The 23,906-nt window shown below is 43.3% G+C and carries 24 protein-coding genes; 11 read left to right on the top strand and 13 right to left on the bottom strand.

Translation table 11 applies throughout. The features are described 5' to 3' along the window. The 5 genes from tagD to FSU_RS06710 all read left to right on the top strand — a co-directional run bounded on the left by tagD (position 1) and on the right by FSU_RS06710 (position 5,637). On the top strand, positions 1-411 hold the full coding sequence (tagD, locus tag FSU_RS06730) for a glycerol-3-phosphate cytidylyltransferase (RefSeq protein WP_014545708.1): 411 nt from the start codon (positions 1-3) through the stop codon (positions 409-411). After that, entirely contained in the window at positions 390-1,724 is a 1,335-nt protein-coding gene (locus tag FSU_RS06725; RefSeq protein WP_014545707.1) for a hypothetical protein, read from the top strand. Before tagD ends, FSU_RS06725 begins: the two co-directional genes overlap by 22 nt. Continuing rightward, complete coding sequence (locus FSU_RS06720) at positions 1,721-2,902, top strand: CDP-glycerol--glycerophosphate glycerophosphotransferase (RefSeq protein ID WP_014545706.1); 1,182 nt, start codon at positions 1,721-1,723, stop codon at positions 2,900-2,902. Before FSU_RS06725 ends, FSU_RS06720 begins: the two co-directional genes overlap by 4 nt. A 6-nt stretch (positions 2,903-2,908) precedes the next feature. Continuing rightward, positions 2,909-4,333, top strand: coding sequence for an oligosaccharide flippase family protein (locus FSU_RS06715; RefSeq protein ID WP_015731878.1), 1,425 nt, complete (start codon positions 2,909-2,911; stop codon positions 4,331-4,333). 155 nt (positions 4,334-4,488) lie between these two features. Beyond that, positions 4,489-5,637 carry a CDP-glycerol glycerophosphotransferase family protein gene (locus FSU_RS06710; RefSeq protein ID WP_014545704.1) on the top strand — a complete coding sequence of 383 codons (1,149 nt, stop codon included), beginning with the start codon at positions 4,489-4,491 and terminating at the stop codon, positions 5,635-5,637. A 15-nt stretch (positions 5,638-5,652) separates the two neighbouring features. Here the strand turns inward: FSU_RS06710 and FSU_RS06705 are convergent, their stop codons facing one another. The 6 genes from FSU_RS06705 to FSU_RS06680 form a co-directional block, all read right to left on the bottom strand. Further along, a complete protein-coding gene (locus FSU_RS06705) occupies positions 5,653-7,389 on the bottom strand; it encodes an HAD-IA family hydrolase (protein WP_157747936.1) in 1,737 nt (578 codons plus the stop codon). A gap of 39 nt (positions 7,390-7,428) precedes the next feature. After that, positions 7,429-8,211, bottom strand: coding sequence for a WecB/TagA/CpsF family glycosyltransferase (locus FSU_RS06700; protein WP_014545702.1), 783 nt, complete (start codon positions 8,209-8,211; stop codon positions 7,429-7,431). 81 nt (positions 8,212-8,292) lie between these two features. After that, complete coding sequence (locus FSU_RS06695) at positions 8,293-9,387, bottom strand: NAD-dependent epimerase/dehydratase family protein (RefSeq protein WP_014545701.1); 1,095 nt, start codon at positions 9,385-9,387, stop codon at positions 8,293-8,295. 9 nt (positions 9,388-9,396) lie between these two features. Continuing rightward, a complete protein-coding gene (locus tag FSU_RS06690; protein ID WP_014545700.1) occupies positions 9,397-10,743 on the bottom strand; it encodes a UDP-glucose dehydrogenase family protein in 1,347 nt (448 codons plus the stop codon). A gap of 156 nt (positions 10,744-10,899) precedes the next feature. Next, positions 10,900-11,529 carry a GNAT family N-acetyltransferase gene (locus FSU_RS06685; protein ID WP_014545699.1) on the bottom strand — a complete coding sequence of 210 codons (630 nt, stop codon included), beginning with the start codon at positions 11,527-11,529 and terminating at the stop codon, positions 10,900-10,902. 2 nt (positions 11,530-11,531) lie between these two features. Then, a complete protein-coding gene (locus FSU_RS06680; RefSeq protein WP_015731876.1) occupies positions 11,532-12,407 on the bottom strand; it encodes a TIGR02172 family protein in 876 nt (291 codons plus the stop codon). Between the two features lie 212 nt (positions 12,408-12,619). Here FSU_RS06680 and FSU_RS06675 point away from each other — a divergent pair, with 212 nt between their 5' ends. Next, positions 12,620-12,856 carry a DUF2281 domain-containing protein gene (locus FSU_RS06675; protein WP_015731875.1) on the top strand — a complete coding sequence of 79 codons (237 nt, stop codon included), beginning with the start codon at positions 12,620-12,622 and terminating at the stop codon, positions 12,854-12,856. A 238-nt stretch (positions 12,857-13,094) separates the two neighbouring features. Here the strand turns inward: FSU_RS06675 and FSU_RS06670 are convergent, their stop codons facing one another. The 4 genes from FSU_RS06670 to FSU_RS06655 form a co-directional block, all read right to left on the bottom strand. Beyond that, positions 13,095-13,316, bottom strand: a complete 222-nt coding sequence (locus tag FSU_RS06670; protein WP_041260067.1) for an Acyl-CoA dehydrogenase C-terminal domain-containing protein — start codon at positions 13,314-13,316, stop codon at positions 13,095-13,097. Positions 13,317-13,567: 251 nt separating this feature from the next. Then, positions 13,568-13,972: a putative toxin-antitoxin system toxin component, PIN family gene (locus FSU_RS06665; RefSeq protein WP_014545695.1), complete on the bottom strand. Its 405-nt coding sequence runs from the start codon at positions 13,970-13,972 to the stop codon at positions 13,568-13,570. Further along, on the bottom strand, positions 13,969-14,190 hold the full coding sequence (locus tag FSU_RS06660; RefSeq protein ID WP_015731874.1) for a hypothetical protein: 222 nt from the start codon (positions 14,188-14,190) through the stop codon (positions 13,969-13,971). The genes FSU_RS06665 and FSU_RS06660 overlap by 4 nt, the downstream gene beginning before the upstream one ends. Before the next feature lie 86 nt (positions 14,191-14,276). Next, entirely contained in the window at positions 14,277-14,633 is a 357-nt protein-coding gene (locus tag FSU_RS06655; RefSeq protein ID WP_014545693.1) for a DUF6788 family protein, read from the bottom strand. Between the two features lie 326 nt (positions 14,634-14,959). On the opposite strand from FSU_RS06655, the gene FSU_RS16750 reads away from it, so the two are divergent. The 4 genes from FSU_RS16750 (at position 14,960) to FSU_RS06645 (ending at position 18,887) form a co-directional block, all read left to right on the top strand. Continuing rightward, positions 14,960-15,124, top strand: coding sequence for a FibroRumin family radical SAM-modified Cys-rich RiPP (locus FSU_RS16750; RefSeq protein ID WP_081440898.1), 165 nt, complete (start codon positions 14,960-14,962; stop codon positions 15,122-15,124). Continuing rightward, on the top strand, positions 15,091-15,294 hold the full coding sequence (locus tag FSU_RS16745; protein WP_420805939.1) for a FibroRumin family radical SAM-modified Cys-rich RiPP: 204 nt from the start codon (positions 15,091-15,093) through the stop codon (positions 15,292-15,294). Before FSU_RS16750 ends, FSU_RS16745 begins: the two co-directional genes overlap by 34 nt. A 75-nt stretch (positions 15,295-15,369) precedes the next feature. Next, on the top strand, positions 15,370-16,779 hold the full coding sequence (locus tag FSU_RS06650) for a FibroRumin system radical SAM peptide maturase (RefSeq protein ID WP_014545692.1): 1,410 nt from the start codon (positions 15,370-15,372) through the stop codon (positions 16,777-16,779). Then, complete coding sequence (locus tag FSU_RS06645; RefSeq protein WP_014545691.1) at positions 16,761-18,887, top strand: excinuclease ABC subunit UvrA; 2,127 nt, start codon at positions 16,761-16,763, stop codon at positions 18,885-18,887. The genes FSU_RS06650 and FSU_RS06645 overlap by 19 nt, the downstream gene beginning before the upstream one ends. Before the next feature lie 269 nt (positions 18,888-19,156). On the opposite strand, the gene FSU_RS06640 is transcribed toward FSU_RS06645, so the two are convergent. From FSU_RS06640 to FSU_RS06630, 3 genes are read right to left on the bottom strand one after another with little or no spacing between them, the layout of a single operon-like run. Further along, positions 19,157-20,869, bottom strand: coding sequence for an acyl-CoA dehydrogenase family protein (locus tag FSU_RS06640; RefSeq protein WP_014545690.1), 1,713 nt, complete (start codon positions 20,867-20,869; stop codon positions 19,157-19,159). Between the two features lie 5 nt (positions 20,870-20,874). Next, positions 20,875-21,900 carry an electron transfer flavoprotein subunit alpha/FixB family protein gene (locus FSU_RS06635; protein ID WP_014545689.1) on the bottom strand — a complete coding sequence of 342 codons (1,026 nt, stop codon included), beginning with the start codon at positions 21,898-21,900 and terminating at the stop codon, positions 20,875-20,877. 3 nt (positions 21,901-21,903) lie between these two features. Then, positions 21,904-22,785, bottom strand: a complete 882-nt coding sequence (locus tag FSU_RS06630; protein ID WP_014545688.1) for an electron transfer flavoprotein subunit beta/FixA family protein — start codon at positions 22,783-22,785, stop codon at positions 21,904-21,906. Between the two features lie 380 nt (positions 22,786-23,165). Here FSU_RS06630 and rpsB point away from each other — a divergent pair, with 380 nt between their 5' ends. Next, positions 23,166-23,906 (top strand): 30S ribosomal protein S2, encoded by a 741-nt coding sequence (gene rpsB / locus FSU_RS06625; RefSeq protein ID WP_015731872.1) that lies wholly within the window; start codon positions 23,166-23,168, stop codon positions 23,904-23,906.

Below are 23,906 nucleotides of genomic sequence, written 5' to 3'. Positions count from 1 at the left end.
ATGAAACGCATTATCACGTACGGCACATTTGACTTGTTGCATTATGGGCACATCAATTTGCTAAAGCGGGCAAAAGCTTTAGGTGATTATTTGATTGTTGCTTTGTCAACTGATGAATTTAACTGGAATGAAAAACAAAAAAAATGCTACTTCAGTTATGAAAAAAGAAAAGCTTTGTTGGAAGCTATTCGTTATGTTGATTTAGTTATACCTGAAGAGAACTGGCAACAAAAAAAGAGCGATGTGCATGAATACCATATCGATACTTTTGTTATGGGAGATGATTGGAGCGGAAAGTTTGACTTTTTGAAGGACGAAGGTGTTGACGTTGTTTACTTGCCTAGAACGCCGGAAATTAGTACGACTCAAATTAAACAAGAATTGAAATCATGCGAACAAAAGAATCAATAGCTTTGTTTGATGGAATGGTGGGCCATGAGGACCGTTCTCGCGGCTTGGAAAAAAAGTTGTTGTTTTTATTTGGTTTTTTGGGAACCATGCCGATTATTCAGATTGGCGGTTTTACCATATTCACAATTCTCTTGTTTTTAGTCGTTTTTTTTAAGCTGCTCGTAACACGAAAAATTTGGTTTCGCAGCGTAAGCTTTCCTTATGTGTTAATTGTCTTATGCAGTATTTGTACCGTTGTATCTTGCTTGACAAGCAATATTCCTGAATGGTGGAAAAATGCTCAGTGGACAGAACTGTTGTGGGATTTTTTCTATTTATTCCTTTTTCTTGCGTATACGGGTAAACAGAATTGCGGCTTGATAATCAATTATATGAGGGGCGTCTTTGTTGCTGCCATCTTTCAGATGGCTTGGGGGTATTTTCAGTTTGTTTCTTATTATCTAGCTCATTTTGATGTAAACAACTTTGTATTCGTTAACCTGCTTGGAATGGTGCCTAATGCCAGCCAGTTAATGGAAGAAAATCTAAAAATTAGTGGCTTGTGCTGGAATTCAGGAAATTTTGCGCCGCTTATGTTATTGGGTTATTGCCTTAGTGAAAAATTGGGGCTGAAATTGCTCTTTGCTGGAATGTGTTGTATGAGCGGTAGTAGAACACTCTTTTTGGGATTTATTGCGGTGATTTTTTGTGAATTTATTCGAGCTATTTACTGTGATTTTTTCAAGAATGGAGTTAAGGTTCGCCGGAAAATGTTGTTATATGTTATTGGAATTCTTGTCGTGGTTTTTGTAGGGGTGCATAACCAGATTGTCGTGGGTAAAGTTATTGGTGTTCGTGATAGTTTAAGCAGTAATGTTTTGGAATCGCAATCAAGTGCTCGGTTACATGCTAGATATTGGACTTCAATTCCGCTTATAACAAAAAACAATTCTTTAGAGAAAAATTGTTTTGGCTATGGACTAAAATCGAGTGGCTATTCTCAGGTCCTTTATTTTGGACAGTATGCTGATAGTAAGTACGCATGGGTTGTGGAATGCGATTTTATCAATAATTTATGGAGCCGAGGTTACTTGGGCTTTATTTTGCTTTATTCTTGGCTATTTTATCATTTTATTAAAGGCGCAAGGATGAATTACAGGTATGGGCTATTTTTCTTAGGTCTATTAGTAGAAGGTGTTACCTATAATGTTATGTTCAATTGGTGCTGGGTGTTTTTATTGTTCTGTATCTTGTATAAAAATGGACTTCAGAACTTGCCTTGTCTTAGTTCATCGAAGATGAATGTGGCTGAAAGGGAAGGACTCATTTCATGATGTTTATAAATAAGTTTCTTTGGCTTTCTTATAATTTATTTAATTACTTGTTGTATTGTGTTTCGTTCCTTTTGCCTCGAAAAAAAAATCGTTGGGTGTTTGGTTCTTGGTTCGGTAACCAAATATCAGACAATTCGTTGGCAATGTATAACTATGTTAAGAAATGCTACCCTCAATTGGAATTGATCTGGATGGCCAGAAGTCCGGAAAAGTTTAATCTGGATTGCAAAATTGTTAAAAGAAATTCTATTAAGGGAATGTTTTATGTGGCTACTGCAAAAGTAGCTTTTGTGAATCAAGGCTATTTTGATTTGTGTACCTTTAATTTGTTGGGGGGGGCATATAAAGTGCAGTTATGGCATGGTGTTCCTTGGAAAAAAATATGTAATGATACGGTAGATTTACCTGGCAATATTGTAGAATCGTTTACGCAATGGCTTGTTCGAAAGTTGTCCAATTATGATCTCTACATTACCCCCTCTGATAGTTATGCGACAATTGCTCAGTCTGCATTTAATGCGCCGGTTAACGCAATCCTTAAGGTTGGACAACCTCGAAATCAAGTTCTCTATGATGAAGTTTTCTGTAAAAAATCTAGGAAAGATTTGTTGGATGCCTGCGGAATGAATGGTGAATGCAAAATTGTTGTATATATGCCAACATTTAGGGACAAAAAGGCTAAAGCGGAATCCTTTTTTGAACCCTCTTTATGCCAGTCCGTAAATCAATTAGCTAAAGAATTTGATTTTGTTCTTATTGAAAAATCTCATTTTCAGGATATTTCTAGAGGGAAAGAGTCCTTACTTTCTAATGAACGAGTTTTTTTGTGTCCAAATTTGGACGCGCAAACGTTATTGGCCGGGGCTGACATTTTAATAACGGATTATTCTAGTTGTTTTTTTGATTTTTTGATTTGTGATAGGCCTATTATACATTTTGCCTATGATTATGAGTATTACAAGAATAAGGATCGGGGACTGTATTACGATATAGAAGATGTTGCTTGTGGAACGGTTGCTGTAAATCATGATGAATTACTTACTGCGATTCGGGATAATATTTGCAATCCTAATTTGGAACAGTTACGACGCCAAGAAAAACGAGATAAATTCATTAAATATGAGTCAAGTGATTGCTGCAAAATAATAATGGAATTCGTTCTAAATAAAATTGGATGAGATGGAATGGATTGCGTGTTGAAAAAATATGGTTCCTTATCAATAGAAGCCAAAGCTTCTCTTTGGTATCTATTTTGCAATTTTGCACAAAAGGGAATTTCTTTTATTGTAATTCCATTGTATACTCGTTTGTTGACTACTTCGGAATATGGTACGTACACCGTTTTTCAGTCTTGGCGTGATTTGATATTGATATTTGCGACACTAAATCTCTCGGCTGGTGTTTTTACACGGGGACTTGTAAAGAACGATGGATCAAATGACAAATACACTGCACAGATGCAAGGATTGAGTTCAGCTGTAGCGGTGCTGACTTTTTTAATAGTTTTGCTTTTCTTTGACCCGTTCCGCAGGCTTACGGGCTTTGATGAAAAACTCGTTATTACACTGTTTGTCTACTATATATTTAATCCGTCCTTTTTATTTTGGTCGGTACGTCAGCGAGTGGAAAACAAGTATAAGAGTATGGTCGCGATCACGCTACTCGCCTCTCTACTTGTCCCCGCAATAAGCCTTTTGATGTTCTTTTTGACGGATATTAGGGCTAATGCGCTTATTTACGGTTTTCTTTATGTGCAAATCGCTGTAGGAATGCTCTTTTTTGTAAAACAGTTCGTTGATGGCCGTGCGTTTTTCTCGAAAGTAGTTTGGTGGGAAAGTCTTAAATTTAACATTCCTTTAATTCCCCACTATTTATCGTTGATTGTTCTTGCTCAGTCGGACAGATTGATGATTGATCATATTTGTGGGACGTCTTTTGCGGGCATTTATAGTTTGACGTACAATATCGGTCAGATTATCCTTATAGTAATTGCTTCCATAAATGGCTCCCTTGTTCCTTGGATGTATAAGAAACTTAAGTCGGGAGAATACCATTCCATAGCAGTTACTTCAAACATGCTGTGTATACTATTGGGACTTATGTCGGCTATAGTAATGCTTCTTGCCCCAGAAGTTGTTTTCATTATGGGTGGCTCGGAATATATGCCGGCAAAATGGTGTATTCCTCCTGTTGTTATGGGAACGTATTTTACTTTTTGCTATGGATTGTTTTCTACGGTAGAATTTTACATCGGAAAAACTTCCTATGTAGCGGTCGCCTCTTTTGTTGGCGCCGTGCTTAATGTCATTTTGAATTTGCTTTTTATTCCAAAATATGGTTTCATTGCTGCTGCATATACAACAGAAATGTGCTATTTGGTATTTATGGTTCTTCATTATTTCTTTATGAAAAAGATGACTAAAGAAAGAATTTTCAATATCAAAAAAATGATTGTAATTTGTTCTGCTTTTTTTGCTTCGTCATTGATTTTTACCTTCTTGTACGATTACGATTTTGCTCGTTGGGGCGTAGCCGTTCTTGTCTCGCTATTGGTATTGTTTAAGCGTAGAACATTTATGAATATGATTAAAGGCCTCAGAGAAAAGTGAGTGGATTTGTCTGACGGATATACTTGCTGCTACTAGACAAAGATGCTTGAATAGTTTAGATTTACTGCGGTTGAAGCAACTGAATTTCAACTAAAAATGGGACAAGTTCGGTATTGTTATTGTCAATAAGAATAAAACGGTGACATGAGGAAAAAATGTTGAAAAAGGAAATTACTTTTATATACTTGGATACTGTTCAGAAGCAAGTATATGAGATGATTGCGGAAGAAGCGAAGAAAAGGGGATACAAAACTAGTATCACGGACAATAAGTTTGAAAAATGCGAAATAGGATGGTATTGCGAACATATAAATCATCCTCAATTCAGTAAGTTTTCTGTAATTATGCTCCATGATATCATGCAGCAGTATGGTAATTGGCCGGATATTTGGTTAAGAGAACCATGGAATAAATATGATATTGGTTTTCTTCCAAGTAAGGTTTGGGTGGATAACTGGAAACTGAGCTCTCAGTATTATTATGCTAACCCAAGAAAAGGCGTATATCTTACCGGATGGCCTAAGGCTGATAGACTTGCTGAGTATAAAGATGAATCTAAAAGAATAATGTTGGCAAAGAAAATAGGTCTTGATCCCCTAAAAAGAACTATTCTATATGCGCCGGCGTGGGAGAATGACCACAAGCAAGATGAGTTTGTCCAGTCTATGCTTCCGTTGAATGTCAATATCCTCATAAAGCAAGCTCCGTGGCCAGATTGTTATCCAGAACAATTGGCTAACATAAAAGAGATGTATGAGCTTCATAAGGATAATCCTCGTGTTATACAGATGGATCCCAAAACGAGCATTTTAGATGCAATAATGGTTTCCGATGTTCTAGTGTCAGAAGAATCTAGCACTATGAGTGAATCGGTAATGCTTGGAAAACCTGCTATTTCCGTTGATAATTGGTTAATTCCGGATACGAAACCAAGTAGAAAACCTGCTAATGATTATGACTATGTTATAAAGACTACGAAGGAAAAATTGACAGAATGTATTGCTGGTGTGATTGCGGATTATGATAAGTATCAACGAGACGCACGACAGTATTCTGAATCTCATTTTTCAAATATTGGTACTTGTATTCCTAAAATGCTAGATATTCTGGACGCAGTTATTGCGGGACAAGAATCTCCCATTGAATCATTGAAAAGGGAAAAATCGACGAAGCTTAGTTTAGCTCAATGGATTAAGCACAAGGATATTGCTTTAAGAAGAGAAATAACTACTAATTACTGTGTCAGATATCGATTGCTTAAGAAATTATATAAGATGTACAAAAAGATAAGAGGGAAAGAATAGAGTCTGGAGGCGATGTCAAACTCTTGACATTATTCTGACGTACAGATAAAATATAAAAGCTAGTGGATAATACCCTGCTGCCAATAAGGGGTGGTTTACTAGTTTCCGCTGAATTTTGCAAAACATTCCTAAATAACGATCTGGATGTATGAGTAACTCAAAAACATTTATTCTCACATCTTTGATCGTTTTATCTTTGCTTTTTCCTGTTGTATAATTGTCAAAACGGTTATTATCTAAATCATTTAGCCATTCGCATCTTTTTTTTGAATTAAAGACAACAGACTTTAGCACTATTTTTGCACACTGTTTTAGAGAAATTTCATTATTGCCGAGCCACGCGCACATTCCTTTAAAATGCAACAGCATTCGCTCTTGCATATCTCGAATGTATTTGTCATATAAGTATTTTTCTTTTTCGTTCGTTTTCAAAAGAGCTTTCACTGCTCCAAATTCTTCATAATACGTGTCTACAGAGCCGTGCGGCGCAGTAAGAATCTGTTCATACATGGAACAATTTGTGCATAAAATACCATAATACTTTGTATTCGGCTTTTTTGTCCCCATATCGAAAAGCAAGCCTTTTCTTACGCATTGATTAGGAATATTCAAAGTTTCCTTTTGCCTAGTGCCAATGTAAAAACCAAAAGTGTTCCACCCAGAAACGGATGCTAAAATTTGTTGAGAATGGTTATACCATCCTTCATCAACAAGGAAAATTGAATCGCCACATTTAAATTGCTGTAAATATTTTAACAAAAGGCTTTTCGCGTTTTCGTCATTTTTTGCTGCAAAACAAACTTTTCTAGAATTTAAGCAATATGCGCTTTTAATTTGTTCTTTTGAGGAAATTACGTCTTTTTGATATTCATCAAAAAGTGTTTGTAAAAAAAATCCTCCTCTGCTAAGAAACGCTAATTTTTCTGCATTACTTTTTTTTGCTTCTGAATATAACCTTTGTATAAAGGCATATAGAACTACGGCATACTCCTCAAAAATTGAATTTTTATATAGCCAGCTTGATTTTAGAGCTACAACTCTTTTGGAGTAATCCCAATTTAAGTATTTGCTTAGATTGGTATATAATTTATGTTTAAATGGGAAATAGCGAATAGCTGCAATATTTTGCTTAAGCGCAGACTTGAAATCATCCTTTTGGCTATCGCCAAGCATTACAACTTTTTGTGAAAAACTGTTTGTTTTTTCAAGAGCATATTTGTACAGAGAACCTGTTCTTTTACTTGCATTATGTTCTGATGAAATAAAAATGTCATCAAAAAGATTATTTATACTGAATGCAGACAAAAAAGATTCATATGCTTTACGAGGCATATAAAAATCAGAAACAAGATATAATTTCTTTCCTTGCCGCTTCAAGGAATAAAGAATTTCAACTACTTCTTTATTAGGATATTGACACCCTAGTTCCACAGCCTCATCTGCGGTATAACTTAATTCAAAAAAAATATTAAAATCAACGAAAAATTCCAAATTTCCTAATGAAAAAATTTCAAAGATTAAATCTCTATATGAAGGCTCATCATTTTTTTCCCTAAGATTTTGTAAGGCTTTCCATCTTAGAGCTACCAGTTGTTCTTCATCTATATGTTTAGATACGGAGTCTAATTTTCCCAAAAGTACTTTTGCCCATTGACTGTAAATCTGATGGGAATGAATATTTCTAAAAACAAGTGTATCAAAATAATCAACAAAGATTACATCATATGGTTGCAATTTTTTCAGTATAGACATTTTCTTTGAACAGGGCTTCGTGATTTCTAGAGAAATCATTTATCTTTTGGTTTCCTCTAAAAATACATTTTTTCTAGAGTTTTGCCCCCAGTATTTGACGAACAACTTTATGAATTTCCAATCTTCAAGTATGTAGCGTTTAAACATACGTACCGGTTCTTGATAAAGCCGATAAACCCATTCTATTCCCGCATTTCTCATCCAATGCGGGGCTCGTTTCACATTTTCTGCTGCAAAGTCTAAGGTGGCCCCTAAACATAGTGTGATTGGAACCCCGAATAGATTTCGAAATTGGTGTGCTAGGACTTCTTGTTTAGGGCAACCTAAAGCCAAAATTAAAATATGTGGATTTGCATCTTTAATCAAGTGCTCAATTTTTTCAAGTTCTTTTGGATTGGACTCGAATCCAAATGGGGGGGCGTAACATCCGGTTATTTTTAAATCAGGGAAATGGACTTTTAGTTTTTCTGCAGCTTTTGCTGCAACACCCTCTTTAGCTCCTAAAAAAAACATTGAATAATGTTTTTCTGCTGCAAGTTTACATAATTCTGGGAAAATGTCTGATCCCGAAATCTTTTCTTTAATAGGAGTTCGGTATATTTTGGATGCCCATATAAGGGGCATGCCGTCTGTCAAAATTAAGTCAGCTTCAGAGTAAGATGCTTTTAGCTTTTCATTTGATTCGAGCTTTACAATGTGATCTACATTTGGGGTTACAACATATGCATTTTTTCTTTGCTGAATCAAATCCTCAATAGCTGACAATGTTTCGTTCATTGTCAGATTGTCTATTTCGGTATTCATAAACTTGATTCGACTCATGCCTAGCTCATTCCTGGTTATACTTATCCGTTATAATATAGTAACCGATTGTATATTTATCTTTATATATTTTGTCTCCACCTACTTTTCACCCTCTTTCCCATACCACTCCGCATACCATTCCGCAAACTTTCTTAGACCTTCGCGGAGAGGTGTTGCGGGCTTGAAGCCGAAGTCTTGCTCTAGGGCGGTTGTGTCGGCGTAGGTCACGGGCACGTCGCCAGGCTGCATGGGTACGAGTTCCTTGTGCGCCTCGAAGTCGTAATCGGCGGGGAGCACCTTTGCGCGGACGAGCTCTTCTTGGAGGATCGTCACGAAGTCGAGCAGGTTTTCGGGGTGGTTGTTGCCGATGTTGTAGACCTTGTATGGCGGGAGGGGGAGGCCGTCTTCGCCATTCTGCTTTTCGGGGGCGTGCTGCATCACGCGCACGACGCCTTCGACAATGTCATCAACGAACGTGAAGTCGCGCTTGCACTTGCCGTAGTTGAAAATCTGGATGGTCTTGCCGGCTTTGAGCTTGTTGGTGAAGCCGAAGTAGGCCATGTCCGGGCGGCCGGCGGGGCCGTAGACGGTAAAGAAGCGGAGGCCCGTGCTCGGGATGTTGTAGAGCTTGCTGTAGGCGTGTGCCATGAGCTCGTTGCTCTTCTTGGTGGCTGCGTACAGCGAGACCGGGTTATCGACTTTGTCGTCGGTGGAGTACGGGATCTTCTTATTGCTGCCGTACACGCTGGAGGAGCTCGCGTACACGAGGTGCTCAACCTCGCCTTTTTCGGCGCCCCTGCGGCAAGCTTCCAGGATGTTGTAGAATCCGATGAGGTTGCTTTGGATGTAGGCATCCGGGTTCGTGATGGAATAGCGAACGCCTGCCTGGGCGGCGAGGTTCACGACGACGGCAAAGTGGTATTTCTCGAACAGGCTGTCGATGGCGGCCTTGTCGGCGAGGTTCGCTTTGACGAATGTCCACTTCTTGCCGGTTAATGTCGCGAGAGTCTCTATCTCCTTGAGACGCTCGTGCTTGATGTTCACGTCATAGTAGTCGGTGATGGAATCGAGTCCGACGAGTTCGGAACAGTTGTAGTCGTTAAGCAACTTCTTGCAGAGGTTGCAACCGATAAATCCTGCCGCGCCCGTAACAAGAACGGCCTTTCCATTGAGGATAACGTTTTTGTCAAGCATGGAAATTCCTTAGCAACCGATGGCGCTGTATTCAAAGCCGGCGTCGGCGAGTTCCTTCGCGTCGTAGATGTTGCGGCCGTCGATGATGAGGGCGTTCTTCATGGACTTCTTCATCACGCCGAAACTCGGCATGCGGAACTGCTTCCATTCAGTCACGAGGAGGAGGGCGTCTGCGTCGAGGAGCGCTTCGTACATGTCGTTGCAGTAAACGATTTGGCTTGCGATTGTTGCTGCGTCGGGGCGTGCTGCCATGCGGCGCTTGCATTCGTTCATGGCGACCGGGTCATACACGCGGATTGTTGCACCGGCCTTGGTCAAGAGGTCGATGAGCACGAGTGCGGTCGCTTCGCGCATGTCGTCGGTTTCGGGCTTAAAGGCGAGGCCCCACATGGCAATGGTCTTGCCTTTGAGGTTGGCTTCACCGCCGAAGCGCTTGGCGAGCTTGTGGAAGAGTACGGTTTTCTGGTATTCGTTGACTTCTTCAACGGCCTTGAGAACGCCCATCTTGTAGCCATTCTTTTCGGCGGTCTTGATGAGAGCCTTCACGTCCTTCGGGAAGCAGCTTCCACCGTAGCCGCAGCCCGGGTAGAGGAACTTTGAGCCGATACGCGTGTCGCTACCGATGCCTTTGCGGACCATGTTCACGTCGGCGCCTACGAGTTCGCACAAGTTTGCGATGTCGTTCATGAAGCTGATGCGGGTTGCAAGCATGGAGTTTGCGGCGTACTTGATCATTTCGGCACTCGGGATATCCGTGAAAATCACGCGGAAGTTGTTGAGCATCATCGGGCGGTAGAGGCGGGTCATGAGTTCCTTGGCCTGTTCGCTTTCGACACCCACGACAACGCGGTCCGGCTTCATGAAGTCCGTGATGGCGGAGCCTTCCTTCAAGAATTCTGGGTTGCTTGCAACGTCGAACGGGACGTTCACGCCACGCTTGTCGAGTTCTTCCTGGATGGCTGCCTTGACCTTCTTGGCTGTGCCGACCGGAACGGTAGACTTGGTCACGAGAACGGTGTACTTCTTGATGTTCTGGCCGAACGTGCGTGCCACAGCGAGCACATACTGCAAATCGGCGGAGCCGTCTTCGTCCGGAGGCGTACCCACGGCGCTGAATACCATTTCGACATTGTTGAGAACGCTGGCGAGGTCGGTCGTGAAGTTGAGGCGGCCTTCGCGCTGGTTCCTGAGTACCATTTCGTCGAGACCCGGTTCGTATATAGGAATTTCACCCTTCTGGAGAGATTCAATCTTGGCCTGGTTCACATCGACGCATGTCACATTGACGCCCATTTCGGCAAAGCAAGTGCCGCTAACAAGACCAACGTAACCGGTACCGACAATAGCAATGTTCATAAAAATTCCTTGAAAATTTTTCCTTCTGTTAAACGGAAGGAAATGTAATAAAATGATAAGACGCTGTTTTCAAAATACAAAAAAGGGAATGTAGAACTTAAACAAAGAAAGCACCGACTCGGACGGCCGGCATTGTTTATGCAAAAGCGGATGTGACTATAGCGCCTTCTTCATGCTCCAACTGCCGATTTTTCGGCCGTTGTGCTCGATTTCACATTCGTGGAAAACTTCATAACCTCGCTTGCTGTAAAAGGCAAGATTCTCCTTTGAATTTGTAAACAGCAGTAATTGCGTTCCGCCGCGTTCTCGTACATGTTCTTCCATATAAGTTAAAAATTTCGAACCGACGCCCTGCCCCTGTGCTGACGGGTCCACCTCTAGCATGCTCAAATACCAAAAGCCCGGACCGGATTTTTGGTAATCGTGGCAGGGCTTGCTAGCGCCTTCGTCCATAGCTAAAAAGCCGTTTATGTGGCTCCATTTTGTCGTGAGATACACTCGCCAAAAACCGTGCGCCAAAAATTGGAACACCGAAGGCTGCTTGAAATCGGGCGGTTCCAATGTTGCACGAGCAACTAACTTGCCATCGCGATGTGCGACCAAGAGATCTGCTTTGCCGAAGTTTGTCTTTATCAAACTGTTCATAAAGACGTGCAAGCCCTTGCGGCGTTCTTCCGCATTCGGAAAATAAAGCGTGACGTAGTCGTAATCCTGGTAAGCGCGGGCGATGATTGCTGCTGCATCGTCAAGTTCTTCGCGAGTCTGTAAACCGAATTCGAGTTTCATGGTTACTCCTTACCTGTGTCTGACTGGTCTAACATCTGAGTGAGAAGAGCGAAAAATTCCTCGGGCACATTTTTATGGAACGCAATTCCAAACATGTACGGAATTTTCGCTGCAGCAAATAGCGGAAGCCGGCGGGTCGCTTCTTCGATTTTCTGTTTGTCGTTAGTCCCGAGATAGGCCGAAAAGAAAATGTTCCAGTGGGTCTTCATCGTTTCTGACGGCAGATGAAATAGAAAGTCTAGTTTATCCGCATCTGGCATGTGCGCCAAGTTCCACATAAGTGCAAGGTCCCATTCCGGAGCTCCGTATCCGAAACCACCCAAGTCAATCCAGAAAGTCCTCTTTCCGTCGGTGATGGCATTACCAATCTGCAAATCGCCATGGAGGCAAGTCTCAGTATCTGGAACTTTATCCAAAAATTTCAGAATGCGATTTCTGTAGTCTTTCGGTACGAAATCCTTTTCGGAATAGAACTGCGTAATCATCTGCTTGTAAGACTTGAGCCGCGAAGTATCTGCTTTTGTTGCGTGGAGCTCTCGTGCCATGCGTGCAAATTCCAAGGAAATCTCTTCTAGCCGTTCGGACTCCTGCGAAATGATTCGCGAAAAAGAACGCTTGCCTTCAATGAGCTCGTACTCACCGCCAAAACGCTTGCCGTCTGTAATCAAACGAAACGGTTCCGGTGTAGAAATGCCCAACTCGAAAGCCGTCCGCGATGCCCAAAATTCATTTTTTATTGTGTTTGCGTCAAAATCCGGATTGTACAACTTTGCAAGCGATTTGCCATTCTTATGCGTGTACGCGAGCGCAGTCCCGCCTTCGCCCGTCTGGATGTAATCATTCAGATCAATCTTCTGAAAATCGTTGTTCGCTCCCATAAAATTTCTCCATCTATTTATAAAGCTATACAATTTTTCGGGTGATAGCGCGAGGGATGAAATTTTTTTGAAGGGGGAGGAATCCCCCTCGCTTCAGCCCCGCCCCGGCCGGGTCTTACGCTACCCTCACTGCGGGTGCTCAGTCGCCGCACCCGCAACGCCCGGCTTGTCTCTCTCGCTGAATTAGTGTACATTTAATGGCGGAGGCTATTATGTCTTATGAAACTGTAATTGATCAGATCAAGTCTCTTCCAGAAAGTTCTTTGGAAGAAGTTTCGAGATATATCGAATTTTTGCTGTATCAACAGGAGCAGACTGACATGGCTCCGTTAATTGAATCGGATGAAGTGTTTGAAGAAAAAATGGAACGCGGTTATGCCGATGCTATAGAAGGCCGTGGAAAACCGATGGAAGATGTTTTCTCCGATTTAAGTAAGCGGTTCATCTAATGAACTACAAGGTGCTTGTATCTGAACAGGCCGCCCGCGGCTTGAACGGTGTTTATTCACGCGGTGATGTATGAATTAAAGAAAAAACCTCGGTTTATCACCGAGGTTCTTTTGTAAAAGGAGATTCCCGCTGGAGTTTACCCCGTACTTGTTACGGGGCGGGAATGACATCGTCAGTAGGCGGCGTAGCCGCGATTATAAGCCTAAGACCTATAACCTAAAGCCTGTCACCTACTAATTAAGTCTGCTTATAGCTCTCCATTGATTCCACGCTGAGGCTCTTCACGAAGTTGTAGTGCTTGGCGACTTCGGCTTCGGCGAGGTTCAGGTACACCTTCATGCTCTTGTCGAACAGTTCAGGCGACTTGGTGGCATCGCGGAGAAGCCGCTGGCTCATCACGCAGTTGGCGGCCTTATAAGACCGTTCGGCTTGCGCCTCACTCTCGCCGACACGGCTCATTAAGATGAGCCGCTTTAGGCTCACTGCGGGTGCTCAGGCGCCGCACTCGCAAAACCATGCAAGGCGAGTGCCGCAGCCATGCTCGCATGGCAATGGCCGAGCCGCAGGGGTTTCTGTAACGCCCGGCTCTTTTTGCTTGGAAACTCAATCCTCTTGCGAGTTATGATAATTAGATGTATATTTGTTGCAACAGGATTCCCCGCATCTCTCGTTGAAGTGTCCCAGGGGAGACGTTTTTTGTGGGCTTGAAGCTATTGCAGCATGACGGAAAATTCTTGCAAACTCTTCAGGATTAGTTTTGGAAAATCTATTTCTCGAAGAACGCTGAAATGTGAATCATTCGATACGATGAAGGTTGCATTCCCGGCAATGGCGCAGTCGACAAACTTGTTGTCATCTGGATCATCCTTTATAAGGTCAAACCTGAAGAATGTGTCGATAAGTTCTACGGAAGGCGCGTTCAATAGGGTTTGGATGACGTTCAAGGCGATTATTGAATTTGTCTTTTGTCCAATAATCTCTTCATATTCGTCAAGAATCTCATTTGAAACGCAAAGGGTGTATTTGCCTTCCTGTAAGCCGCGCCAGACATTGAAATAAGCACCCCTCTTAGAAAGGGATGCTAAAAGGCAATTTGTATCAAGAACAATTCTCATATGTTCTTGTAAGGCGTCCGAAGGTGTTCGTTCAGGACGGCTTCATTTTTTTCGTTGTCCCACTCGCCGGACTCCCACAGAGCATCCATGCCGTTCTCGACACGCTTGGCGAAAACATCCGTCAGGGCAACACGAATCTCTTCCAAGGATTTAGAATCCTTGGCAAAGGAAAACATCTTCAGAAGATGCAATTGAGTCGGGTTTAGGACGGTTTCCATAGGTCGCTCCATGTTTCTAAATAGGAATATACATTATTTATGTGCTATTTGCCAACCCCATTCCAAACTGGAATAGCTCTCTTTCTTTACAAATGGGTCCGAGAATGTCGTTTTGCTTGTAAAGTCGATGCTCTTGCGAACTTTCCAATAGCCTTCCTTATTTCGGCAATGTCCTCTTTTACGCTTTTGAACTTGGATTTGATATCCCTTCTCTTGGCATCTTGCTCCTCGAACGACTTTGCTTCGGGGCTGTCGCCTTGACATAGGTATTCCGTTACTACCTGGTCGCTTTTTCTTGAAACCAGGTAGAAGTAAACCTTCTGTCCGATTTTCTTTTTCCGCAGAGACCCTTTGGGGAGAGCTTCGAGCATGGCAGAATACTTCGCCTGAAGCCTTTCCAGCCGATCGAGTTCTTCTTTCAATATTCCGTTCACGACGCTCATTGCCCTACAATATGCAAAATCTTAGTTATTGTAGGGTAAGATTCTTTAATGTACAAGAAGGGGGGAGGAATCCCCCTGGCTCCTGTTTCGACAGGCCGAGAATCGCGGAAAAGGTTGGTGAGCCTGTCGAACCATCCACGCACCCCCACTGCGGGGCTCAGACGCCGCATAAGCAATGTCCGGCTTGTTTGATAGGGATGTAGCATATTTGTTTTCGCTTGAAATTCAAGGTATTATATAGTCGGCTGAAAAAATGGCTTAAAATGCAGGCGATCAAACGTTTTGATTCAAAAAAGTGTATATTTAGGGAGCTATAGGAGTTAATTATGGTAAACTATTCAACTTTAGATTATGAAAAAATGTTTGGTGTTCTGCCGTCAGCAGAGAATGCTATGGGTTCTTGCATAGGTCAGTGTACGGGCTGTATGTGCAGCTGTCGTTGCTCCTGCTCTGGCGGATGTACTTCAGATGTAGAATGGGAGGCTGTATAATGAGCGTTACAGTATATCAGTATGCTAAAATGTTTGGTAATATCGCGGAACGTGATGATGAACAATCTATGGCTCGTTGTGCGTGTGTTTCATGCAATTCTTGCACTTGTGCATGTTCCTGTCGTATAGACTCTGATGACTCAGATGATGTTGATTGGGGCAGTGTCTAATATTTAAGGGCAAAATATGGCCATCGCGTTGTGAAGAATTTGTTTCCTCACAACGATTTTTTTTAGGAGATTTAAGTGCTTTTTTCCCGCTATACACACAAGTTCTTTGTAGGGAGCGATGTGGCTCTTTATAATTCGTTGAGAATGAAACCTGTTTTTTTGACTAGAGACAAATTTAAACAGGTGGAAACATTTCTAGGAGAAGTTTCAGACAGACAACCTGTTGTTGTGCCTTTTGAAGTTGAACAAGAGGTTCAAGAACTCCTAAAATATAAGATTCTGATAGATAGCCCCGAAAAAGATGAAAAAATGTTGTCTTTTGTAAAAAGCAAACTCTCGGAGCCTGAAATTAGCGTTTGCTATTTCATTTTGTCGGAACAATGTAATTTAGCGTGCAAATATTGTTTTTTGGGAAACAACGATAAAGAAAGAAGAAAAAATTTTGCAAAAGAACTAATGTCAAAGGAAATCGCTGAAAAGGGTGTGTATTTCTTCCTAAAACAGCTGGAATCTGTTGAATATAACGCAAATCGAAAGCCGGTTGTGATTTTTTATGGTGGCGAACCTTTGATGAATTTTGAAACGTTGGTGTATGTGGTTGAAAAATTTAATTCACTAAAATCTGAACATAAGGTTCTTGAAAATATTGAATTTTCAATGGTGTCGAATGGTCTTCTGTTGTCTGAAAAACGACTTCTGCAACTTCGTGAATTGAATGTCTCAATCGCAATATCAATTGATGGTTGCGATGAAGCGTCTAATGCAATGCGTGTTGATTTAAATGGCAATATTGTTTTCCCTAAGATTGTAAAGACTCTTGATATTGCAAAAGAACTTAATGTCCCTGTGTCATTGTCTATTACATTAACTGAAGAAACAATAAAGCGTCAGTCTGATGTTATTGATTTGATAAAAAAATACAATGTGAAAGGGCTTGGCTTTAACATTATGATGGGCGACCATCGTTATCCGTTGCCTGCTGATTACAATGATAAAGCTGCTCAATTTATTATTGATGTGTTTAAACAATTGCGTGAAATTGGCGTTTATGAAGATCGAATTATGCGCAAATTGAAGTCATTTGCGAAGGCTCAAGTTTATTTTTCTGATTGTGCTGCAACATCTGCTGGGCAAATTGTGATAGCTGCAGATGGTGCAGTCGGTATTTGTCATGGCTGTTTATCAGATAGGAATTATTTTAATTCTTGTGTAGATGATCTTGATTTTAATCCTCGTGAAAACCCTGTGTGGCAAGAATGGAATCATCTTTCCCCCATTGAGAAAGATGAATGCCAGGATTGTGAAGCTCTTGGTATTTGCGGTGGTGGTTGCCCGATTAATGCTATGGGGGAACATGAGGGCAATACGATTCATTCTTTAGATGAACGATTCTGTGTGCATGCAAAAAAAACTTTAGAATTCTTTATTGGTGATTTGCATAGAGTAGTTACGGGAGAGGATTGTTCATGCAGGAAGATATTGTAGTAAAAGAGATTTCTACAAATAATCTTAAAGGAATTAGCGTTCATATAAAGAAGAATGCTATTAATATTATTGTTGGACCTTCTGGCAGCGGAAAGTCCTCGCTTGCGTATGATACTATCGCAGAAATTGGTTTACAGGAATTGAATTCTATGTATTCTGACTTTGGTGGTGAACCAAAGTATTGCGTTGGTGAATATCATAATATTCTTGTTACAGTTCCTGTTAAGCAAATAAATAATAATAACAACGTTCGGTCAACAATAGGCACATACTTTAATATTGTGCCATATGTTATTAATATTTTCTCTTTTGTTTTGAAAAAAGAGTATGGTTTTTTTGTTTTGAATAAAAAAGAAAATGTATGTCCTGTTTGTAAAGGACTTGGATTTGTAAAACGTTTAGATCAAACAAAAATTGTTGATGTTAAGAAAAAAATTAAGGATGTCCCGTTTAAACCCTGGAATACGCATAAAGATTTTTTTTCCGGCATGCTAAACTTTTTTTGCGAAGAAAAACATATTGATTGTGATTGTGAGTTTGGAAAGTTGCCTTTTGAATTGCAAAAGAAATTGCTATATGGTGAAGGTTTAAAGAAATATTCTGTTCGCTATAAAACCCTTGGACGTTTTGCTAGGAGAACTTGTCGTTATTTTGGCGTGATGACTGGTGTTCCAATGTTGCGAACGTCATCAATTAGTGAAAATTATTATTCTGATTTTACTTGTGAAGAATGTAATGGTGAAAAATATGCTAAAAAATATAGAGAATTGACTGTCTGTGGATTGTCTATAGGAGAAGTTCTAAATAAGTCCTTTGAAAATGTCGTTGAGTGGGCGTCTGAGGTTGGTTTGCGTTTCCCTTCAATGATGTTTTCTGTCAAAAAAATTATTGCTTTTCTTAAGAAATCTATAGAATTGAATTTGGCATATTTAAATTTGAATAGATCAATTCCTTCGTTGTCAGGAGGAGAGCTGCAACGTTTGAGATTAGTGCAAATTTTTAATTCTCAGATAAAAAATACACTTGTTGTTTTGGATGAGCCTCTTGCTGGTTTGTCCAAAACAGAAAAGGATGTTGTTGAAAAAAATATTCTGAATTTAAAAAAAAATCATACGATTTTAGTTATTGATCATCATGAAAACTTCATTAAGGCTGCATCTAATGTAATTGCTCTTGGCGAAGGTGGTGGAAAACTTGGTGGCAAACTTGTTGATTATAAAAAATACTTAAAAAGCCAGAATGTGAATGTTGCCTGGATTAAACGTCCTGTTGTTGATGTTTGTGATTATCGTATAGATCATCCTATTTATCAATTTAAAGGTGTGGACGTGAATTTGGCTTATGGCAGAAGTAATTTGATTATGGGAGCCTCTGGGATTGGAAAGTCAATTTTACTTCGAGAGTATTTCCCAAGAATTTTTGATAAATATGTTTATGTAAGTCAAAAATCTTTAGTGGGAAATTCACATTCTTTTGTTGCAACAGTTTTGGATGTTTTTGGCGAAATTATAGGTTTGTTTGCAAAAAAATATTCAAAGAAAAAGACTTTTTTTTCAAATTTGGTTGGCTCCGAAGGCGCCTGCCCAGAATGCTCTGGATCGGGGGTGATAATTTACAATCAAAATCGAAATGAGGAGGTCTCATTTGTCTGTGCTAAATGTATGGGGACTGGTTTTAATACGGAACTAAAAAAATATTTTATTAATGGAAAAAATATTTTTGATTTATGGCAAATGACTATAGATGAAGCTGCTGATTTCTTTGCGAATAATGCCAAAATTGAAATTCCTTTGAAGAATGCTCAAAAGCTGTTGTTGGGACATTTAACTTTAGGACAAAATACTTCTAGTCTTTCGGGGGGAGAAAACGTCAGAATAAAACTTGCTCAAATACATAAGATTTCTGTAGATGTGTATGGGATTGATGAACCTTTTAAGGGCCTTAGTAAAACTGAAATACACGCCGTTGCTTCATATATCAATTCATTTGTTGAAGAGGGAAAAACTGTTGCCGTTGTTGATCATGAAGAATGTGCAGAAAAATATTTTGATTCTCTGTATGAGTTGATAAATAAAAATGGTGTGCTTACTTTTAAAGATGGTATGTGAAAATTTGATTGTGTATTCACTGTAGATTTCTTTAAATTTCTTTAAATAATTCAAATCATATTTGCTCAGAATCAATAAAGAAAGCCCCGACTCGTTAGAGTCGGGGCAATTTCTTTTCGCTTTTCAGCAGTCGGCGTAGCCGCGATTATAAACTAATCACTGCCTACCGTCTAGTTGTTCTTTCGCTTTGCTCAAGAACCAAATGCTTGGCTCAGAAATAGGCTTGCAAGCAACCCTGCTTCTTTCGCCTTATGCATTTGTCCTACTAACTAAGCCTGCTTGTAGCTTTCGAGCGATTCCACGCGGAGGCTCTTCACAAAGTTGTAGTGCTTTGCGACTTCAGCTTCGGCGAGGTTCAAGTACACCTTCATGCTCTTGTCGAACAGTTCCGGTGCCTTGGTGGCGTCGCGGAGGAGCAACTGGGTCATCACGCAGTTGGCGGCGAGTTCGTACAAGTGACGGCTGCAGAGGTCGGTGAATTCGTTGTTTTCAACGGACTTCACGTATTCAATAGCTTCGTTGTACTTTTCGTCCATAGCCTTGGCGCGAGCCTTGAGGCTTTCGTATTCCGGGCGAACGTCCATGGCTTCGAGTTCTTCGAGCATGAGGCCGTAGCTGCCGGTGGTGATGTGCGGGAGTGCTGCAACCGTCTGGAGCTGCGTCGTACCTTCGTAAATGGAGGTAATACGAGCGTCGCGGTAGAGGCGCTGGCAAGCGTATTCAAGCATGTAGCCCGAACCGCCGTGAACCTGGATACAGTCGTAGCTGTTCTGGTTTGCGTATTCGGAGTTCATGCCCTTGGCGAGCGGCGTGCAAGCGGAAGCGAGCTTCTGGTAAAGCTTGAGTTCCTTCTTTTCGTCATCGGTGAGCTTGCGGGTGCGTTCGATGTCTTCGAGGCACTTGTAGATATCGACGTAACGAGCTGTCTGGTACAAGAGGGCGCGGCCTGCATCGAGGCGAGCCTTGATGTTCGAGATCATTTCGTAGACGGCGGGGAAGTTCACGATAGCCTGACCGAACTGCTTACGGTCCTTGGCGTAGGCGAGAGCTTCGTTGTAAGCCATCTGGCTGATACCCACAGACTGAGCGGCAATGCCGAGGCGGGCGCCGTTCATGAGGGCCATCACGTACTTGATGAGACCGAACTTGCGGCGGCCGCAAAGTTCAGCCTTGGCGTTCTTGTAGACAAGTTCGCAAGTCGGGCTTCCGTGAATACCGAGCTTGTTTTCGATGCGGCGAACGTCAACGCCACCGTCACGCTTGTCGTAAATGAACATGGAAAGACCACGACCATCGTGCGTGCCTTCTTCGGAGCGGGCGAGCACCAGGTGGATGTCGGAGTCGCCGTTCGTGATGAAGCGCTTCACGCCGTTCAAGTACCAGCACTTGTCAGCTTCGCTGTAGGTGGCCTTGAGCATCACGCGCTGCAAGTCAGAACCTGCATCGGGTTCGGTCAAGTCCATGGACATCGTTTCGCCGGCGCAGATGCGCGGGATGAAACGGGAACGCTGGTCTTCGTCGCCGAATTCATAGAGCGTTTCGATGCAGTCCTGGAGGGACCAGATGTTCTCGAAACCGGCGTCTGCAGAGGCAATCATTTCGTTGATGGCCGTGTAGGCGGTAATCGGGAAGTTGAGGCCGCCAAAGCGGCGCGGCATCGTGACACCGTTGAGGCCAGCCTTGCGGGTGGCTTCGAGGTTTTCGTAGGTCTTGGATGCGTAGCGGACGCGACCGTTTTCGCAGTGCGGACCTTCGGCATCCACGTCTTCGGAGTTCGGGAAGACCGTGTTTGCGGTGATGTCGCCAGCGACTTCGAGCACGCGGTTGTAGTTGTCCATAGCGTCGGCAAAATCTTCCGGCGCATAGTCGAAATTGTCCTTGTCAGCAAAGCCGTTTTCCTTGAGTTCGACAATGCGCTGCATCAAGGGGCTGCTTTCGAGGTTGAATTTAATCTCGGGGTGATCTGTGTAGAAATTTGCCATAGCGCTTACTTGTTGTTTGCCTTGTAATACTTGATCATCTTCGGGAGAACTTCTTCGACGGTGCCGTTGATTACGTAATCAGCGATAGCGTTGATCGGAGCTTCGGGGTCGGAGTTCACGGAGATGATGATACCTGAATCCTGCATGCCAGCGAGGTGCTGGATTTGGCCGGAAATACCGAAAGCGATATAGACCTTCGGGCGGACCGTTACGCCAGTCTGACCGATCTGACGGTCATGATCGACGAAACCTGCGTCCACAGCGGCGCGGCTAGCACCGACTTCAGCGTGGAGTTCCTTGGCAAGTTCGAACAGCATGTCGAAGTTTTCCTTGGAGCCCATGCCGTAACCACCGGCGACCACGATCGGAGCGCCCTTGAGGTTGTGCTTGGCCTTTTCCACATGGCGTTCGAGCACCTTGACCACGTATTCCGTTTCCGGAACGTACTTGGCCACGTCGTGCTTCACGACTTCGCCCTTGTAGTTCGGGTCCACGATTTCCTTCTTCATCACGCCTTCGCGGACGGTTGCCATCTGCGGGCGGTGTTCCGGGTTCACAATCGTTGCGACGATGTTACCGCCGAATGCCGGACGGATCTGGCAGAGCTGGTTTTCGTAGAACTTCTTCACGCCACCGATGCTCATTTCAAAGCTGTCGATTTCGAGTTCGGTACAGTCAGCGGTAAGGCCGCTGTGCATGGCGCTGGAGATGCGCGGGCCTAAGTCACGGCCGATAACCGTTGCACCGAGCAAGCAAATCTGCGGCTGTTCTTCCTTGAAGAGGTTCACCACGAGAGATGCGTGCGGGTTGGTGGTGTAGGGGAACAGGCCTTCGGCGTCGAACACATGAACCTTGTCCACACCGTAAGGGAAAACCTGTTTTTCAATGCCGTCAAGGCCCTTGCCAGCGCAAATGCACTCGAGCTGAACGCCGAGAGTGTTGGCCAACTTGCGACCCTTAGAAAGCAGTTCAAGGGAAACGTCAACGACGGTGGTTCCCTCAATTTCGCAATATACAAATACGTTATTCATAGGTTAGCCAATAATCTTCCCGTCTAAAAGTTCCTTGATAAGTCCTTCAATGTCGGCGTCGCTTGCGGAGAGCGTGCGGCTTTCCTTGGCCTTGAACACGATGTTCTTGACGGCCTTCACGTTCGTCGGCGAGCCTGCCTTACCGATCTGAGCCGGGTCGGCGTCGATATCGGCTGCACCCCACTGCGGGATGTCGAGGTAGGGCTTTTTAGCGATGAGAGCTGCGTACTTGTCTGCATCTTCCGGCTTGCGTTCGGCAACTGCAGTCGCATTCTTGAACTTCATGATGCGCTTTGCATTGCGCGGACGGCACGGAGCTGCACTGCCGTTCACGGTCACGACCAGCGGGAGCGGTGCTTCCACAGTTTCGACACCACCGTCGATGTGGCGGCGGATCACGACCTTGCGTGCCTGTTCGTCGAGCTTCAAGATTTCTTCGGCGTAAGTGACCTGAGTAAGTCCGAGCTTTTCTGCAATCTGCGGACCGACCTGTGCGGTATCGCCGTCGATAGCCTGGCGGCCACCGAGGATAATGTCGTAGTCACCGATCTTCTTCACAGCCTGGGCGAGCGTGTAGCTCGTAGCGAGCGTGTCAGCACCACCGAGCGGGCGGTCCGTCACGACGTAACCGCAGTCAGCACCGCGGTACAAAGCTTCGCGGACGACTTCAGCGGACTTCGGGAGACCCATGGTCAAGACGGAGATGGTGGAACCAGGGAACTGGTCCTTCAAACGAAGGGCTTGCTCCAGGGCGTTCAGGTCTTCGGGGTTGAAGACCGCGGGCAATGCGGCACGATTGATAGTACCCTGCGGCGTCATGGCGTCCGGGCCTACATTTCGTGTATCAGGTACTTGCTTTGCAAGCACAACGATTTTAAGACTCATATTACTATAGTGTTTTAATTTAACGGTTAATTGAAAATCCTGCTACTCTGCAAAATTTTACGGATACAAGATAAAATTATTAAGCCCGCCGGATTTCTGAATATGCTCCGAACGGGCCGGAAATAACTCCATTATAAGTTTTGTGTAATATTTTTGTAATAAGATGTCGGAAAGCCTTTTTTCTTGCACTTTCTTCCTACTTCCCACTTCCTACTTCCTACTACTTTTTCTATCTTTGCACCCGTCCAAGCAATATCGCCTGGGCATAAACAATCACCGGCTTGCAAGAGTCGCTTCGGTGGCGCGGTACAATTAATATTGACTTCGCTTTGTGGCTTAATTGCAGTCCGGGTAGTAACAACCGAAAAGGAAAATATACTATGGCTAATTTGCCTTCCGTCGAAGATCTGCTTGCTGCAGGCTCCCACTTTGGTCACCAGACTCAGCGCTGGAATCCGAAAATGAAACCGTACATCTTGGCAGAAAAGAACGGCATCTACGTTCTCAACCTCTCCAAGACTCGTGACCTCCTCGAAGAAGCTGCTAAGGCTGCTGCCAAGATTTCTGAATCTGGCAAGACCGTGCTCTTCGTTGGCACGAAGCCGACTGCACGTCAGTGCGTGCTCGACGCTGCTGCTACCTGCAACCAGTTCTCCGTCACCAACCGTTGGTTGGGCGGTATGCTCACGAACTTCCAGACTGTCCGCAAGTCCATCAAGAAGATTGACAAGATCGACACCATGGAACAGGACGGCACCTTCCAGGCTCTCTCCAAGAAGGAAGTCCTCGACAAGACTCGTGAACGCGCCAAGCTCCTCGACGTGTTCGGTGGTATCCGCGAAATGGTAAACCTCCCGGGCCTTCTCGTCGTGACCGACCTCGCTCACGAAAAGATCGCTGTTGCAGAAGCTCGCCGTCTCCACATTCCTATCATCGGCATCTGCGACACGAACGTCGATCCGACCCTCGTGGACTACCCGATTCCGGCAAACGACGACGCTGTGAAGTCCCTCAAGCTCATTGTGGACTATATCGCTGCTAACGTCAAGCCGCGCGTCGCTGCTGACAAGAAGGAATCCAAGGAAGAAGTGAAGAAGTTCGACAACGGCGAGGACAAGTAA

It is taken from the genome of Fibrobacter succinogenes subsp. succinogenes S85 (assembly GCF_000146505.1).
GTDB classification, from domain to species: domain Bacteria; phylum Fibrobacterota; class Fibrobacteria; order Fibrobacterales; family Fibrobacteraceae; genus Fibrobacter; species Fibrobacter succinogenes.
This window is presented reverse-complemented; position numbering and strand designations above follow the sequence as displayed.

What these genes read in the sequence shown, in the direction of transcription:
- FSU_RS06670 (WP_041260067.1), bottom strand. Translation starts at nt 13,316, where the DNA reads ATGAGCCGTGTCGGCGAGAGTGAGGCGCAAGCCGAACGGTCTTATAAG.
- FSU_RS06725 (WP_014545707.1), top strand. Translation starts at nt 390, where the DNA reads ATGCGAACAAAAGAATCAATAGCTTTGTTTGATGGAATGGTGGGCCAT.
- FSU_RS06705 (WP_157747936.1), bottom strand. Translation starts at nt 7,389, where the DNA reads ATGTCTATACTGAAAAAATTGCAACCATATGATGTAATCTTTGTTGAT.
- FSU_RS06675 (WP_015731875.1), top strand. Translation starts at nt 12,620, where the DNA reads ATGTCTTATGAAACTGTAATTGATCAGATCAAGTCTCTTCCAGAAAGT.
- FSU_RS06720 (WP_014545706.1), top strand. Translation starts at nt 1,721, where the DNA reads ATGATGTTTATAAATAAGTTTCTTTGGCTTTCTTATAATTTATTTAAT.
- FSU_RS06700 (WP_014545702.1), bottom strand. Translation starts at nt 8,211, where the DNA reads ATGAGTCGAATCAAGTTTATGAATACCGAAATAGACAATCTGACAATG.
- FSU_RS06685 (WP_014545699.1), bottom strand. Translation starts at nt 11,529, where the DNA reads ATGAAACTCGAATTCGGTTTACAGACTCGCGAAGAACTTGACGATGCA.
- FSU_RS06640 (WP_014545690.1), bottom strand. Translation starts at nt 20,869, where the DNA reads ATGGCAAATTTCTACACAGATCACCCCGAGATTAAATTCAACCTCGAA.
- FSU_RS06680 (WP_015731876.1), bottom strand. Translation starts at nt 12,407, where the DNA reads ATGGGAGCGAACAACGATTTTCAGAAGATTGATCTGAATGATTACATC.
- FSU_RS06630 (WP_014545688.1), bottom strand. Translation starts at nt 22,785, where the DNA reads ATGAGTCTTAAAATCGTTGTGCTTGCAAAGCAAGTACCTGATACACGA.
- FSU_RS06635 (WP_014545689.1), bottom strand. Translation starts at nt 21,900, where the DNA reads ATGAATAACGTATTTGTATATTGCGAAATTGAGGGAACCACCGTCGTT.
- rpsB (WP_015731872.1), top strand. Translation starts at nt 23,166, where the DNA reads ATGGCTAATTTGCCTTCCGTCGAAGATCTGCTTGCTGCAGGCTCCCAC.
- FSU_RS06695 (WP_014545701.1), bottom strand. Translation starts at nt 9,387, where the DNA reads ATGCTTGACAAAAACGTTATCCTCAATGGAAAGGCCGTTCTTGTTACG.
- tagD (WP_014545708.1), top strand. Translation starts at nt 1, where the DNA reads ATGAAACGCATTATCACGTACGGCACATTTGACTTGTTGCATTATGGG.
- FSU_RS06660 (WP_015731874.1), bottom strand. Translation starts at nt 14,190, where the DNA reads ATGGAAACCGTCCTAAACCCGACTCAATTGCATCTTCTGAAGATGTTT.
- FSU_RS06645 (WP_014545691.1), top strand. Translation starts at nt 16,761, where the DNA reads ATGCAGGAAGATATTGTAGTAAAAGAGATTTCTACAAATAATCTTAAA.
- FSU_RS06690 (WP_014545700.1), bottom strand. Translation starts at nt 10,743, where the DNA reads ATGAACATTGCTATTGTCGGTACCGGTTACGTTGGTCTTGTTAGCGGC.
- FSU_RS16750 (WP_081440898.1), top strand. Translation starts at nt 14,960, where the DNA reads ATGGTAAACTATTCAACTTTAGATTATGAAAAAATGTTTGGTGTTCTG.
- FSU_RS06665 (WP_014545695.1), bottom strand. Translation starts at nt 13,972, where the DNA reads ATGAGAATTGTTCTTGATACAAATTGCCTTTTAGCATCCCTTTCTAAG.
- FSU_RS16745 (WP_420805939.1), top strand. Translation starts at nt 15,091, where the DNA reads ATGTACTTCAGATGTAGAATGGGAGGCTGTATAATGAGCGTTACAGTA.
- FSU_RS06655 (WP_014545693.1), bottom strand. Translation starts at nt 14,633, where the DNA reads ATGAGCGTCGTGAACGGAATATTGAAAGAAGAACTCGATCGGCTGGAA.
- FSU_RS06710 (WP_014545704.1), top strand. Translation starts at nt 4,489, where the DNA reads ATGTTGAAAAAGGAAATTACTTTTATATACTTGGATACTGTTCAGAAG.
- FSU_RS06715 (WP_015731878.1), top strand. Translation starts at nt 2,909, where the DNA reads ATGGATTGCGTGTTGAAAAAATATGGTTCCTTATCAATAGAAGCCAAA.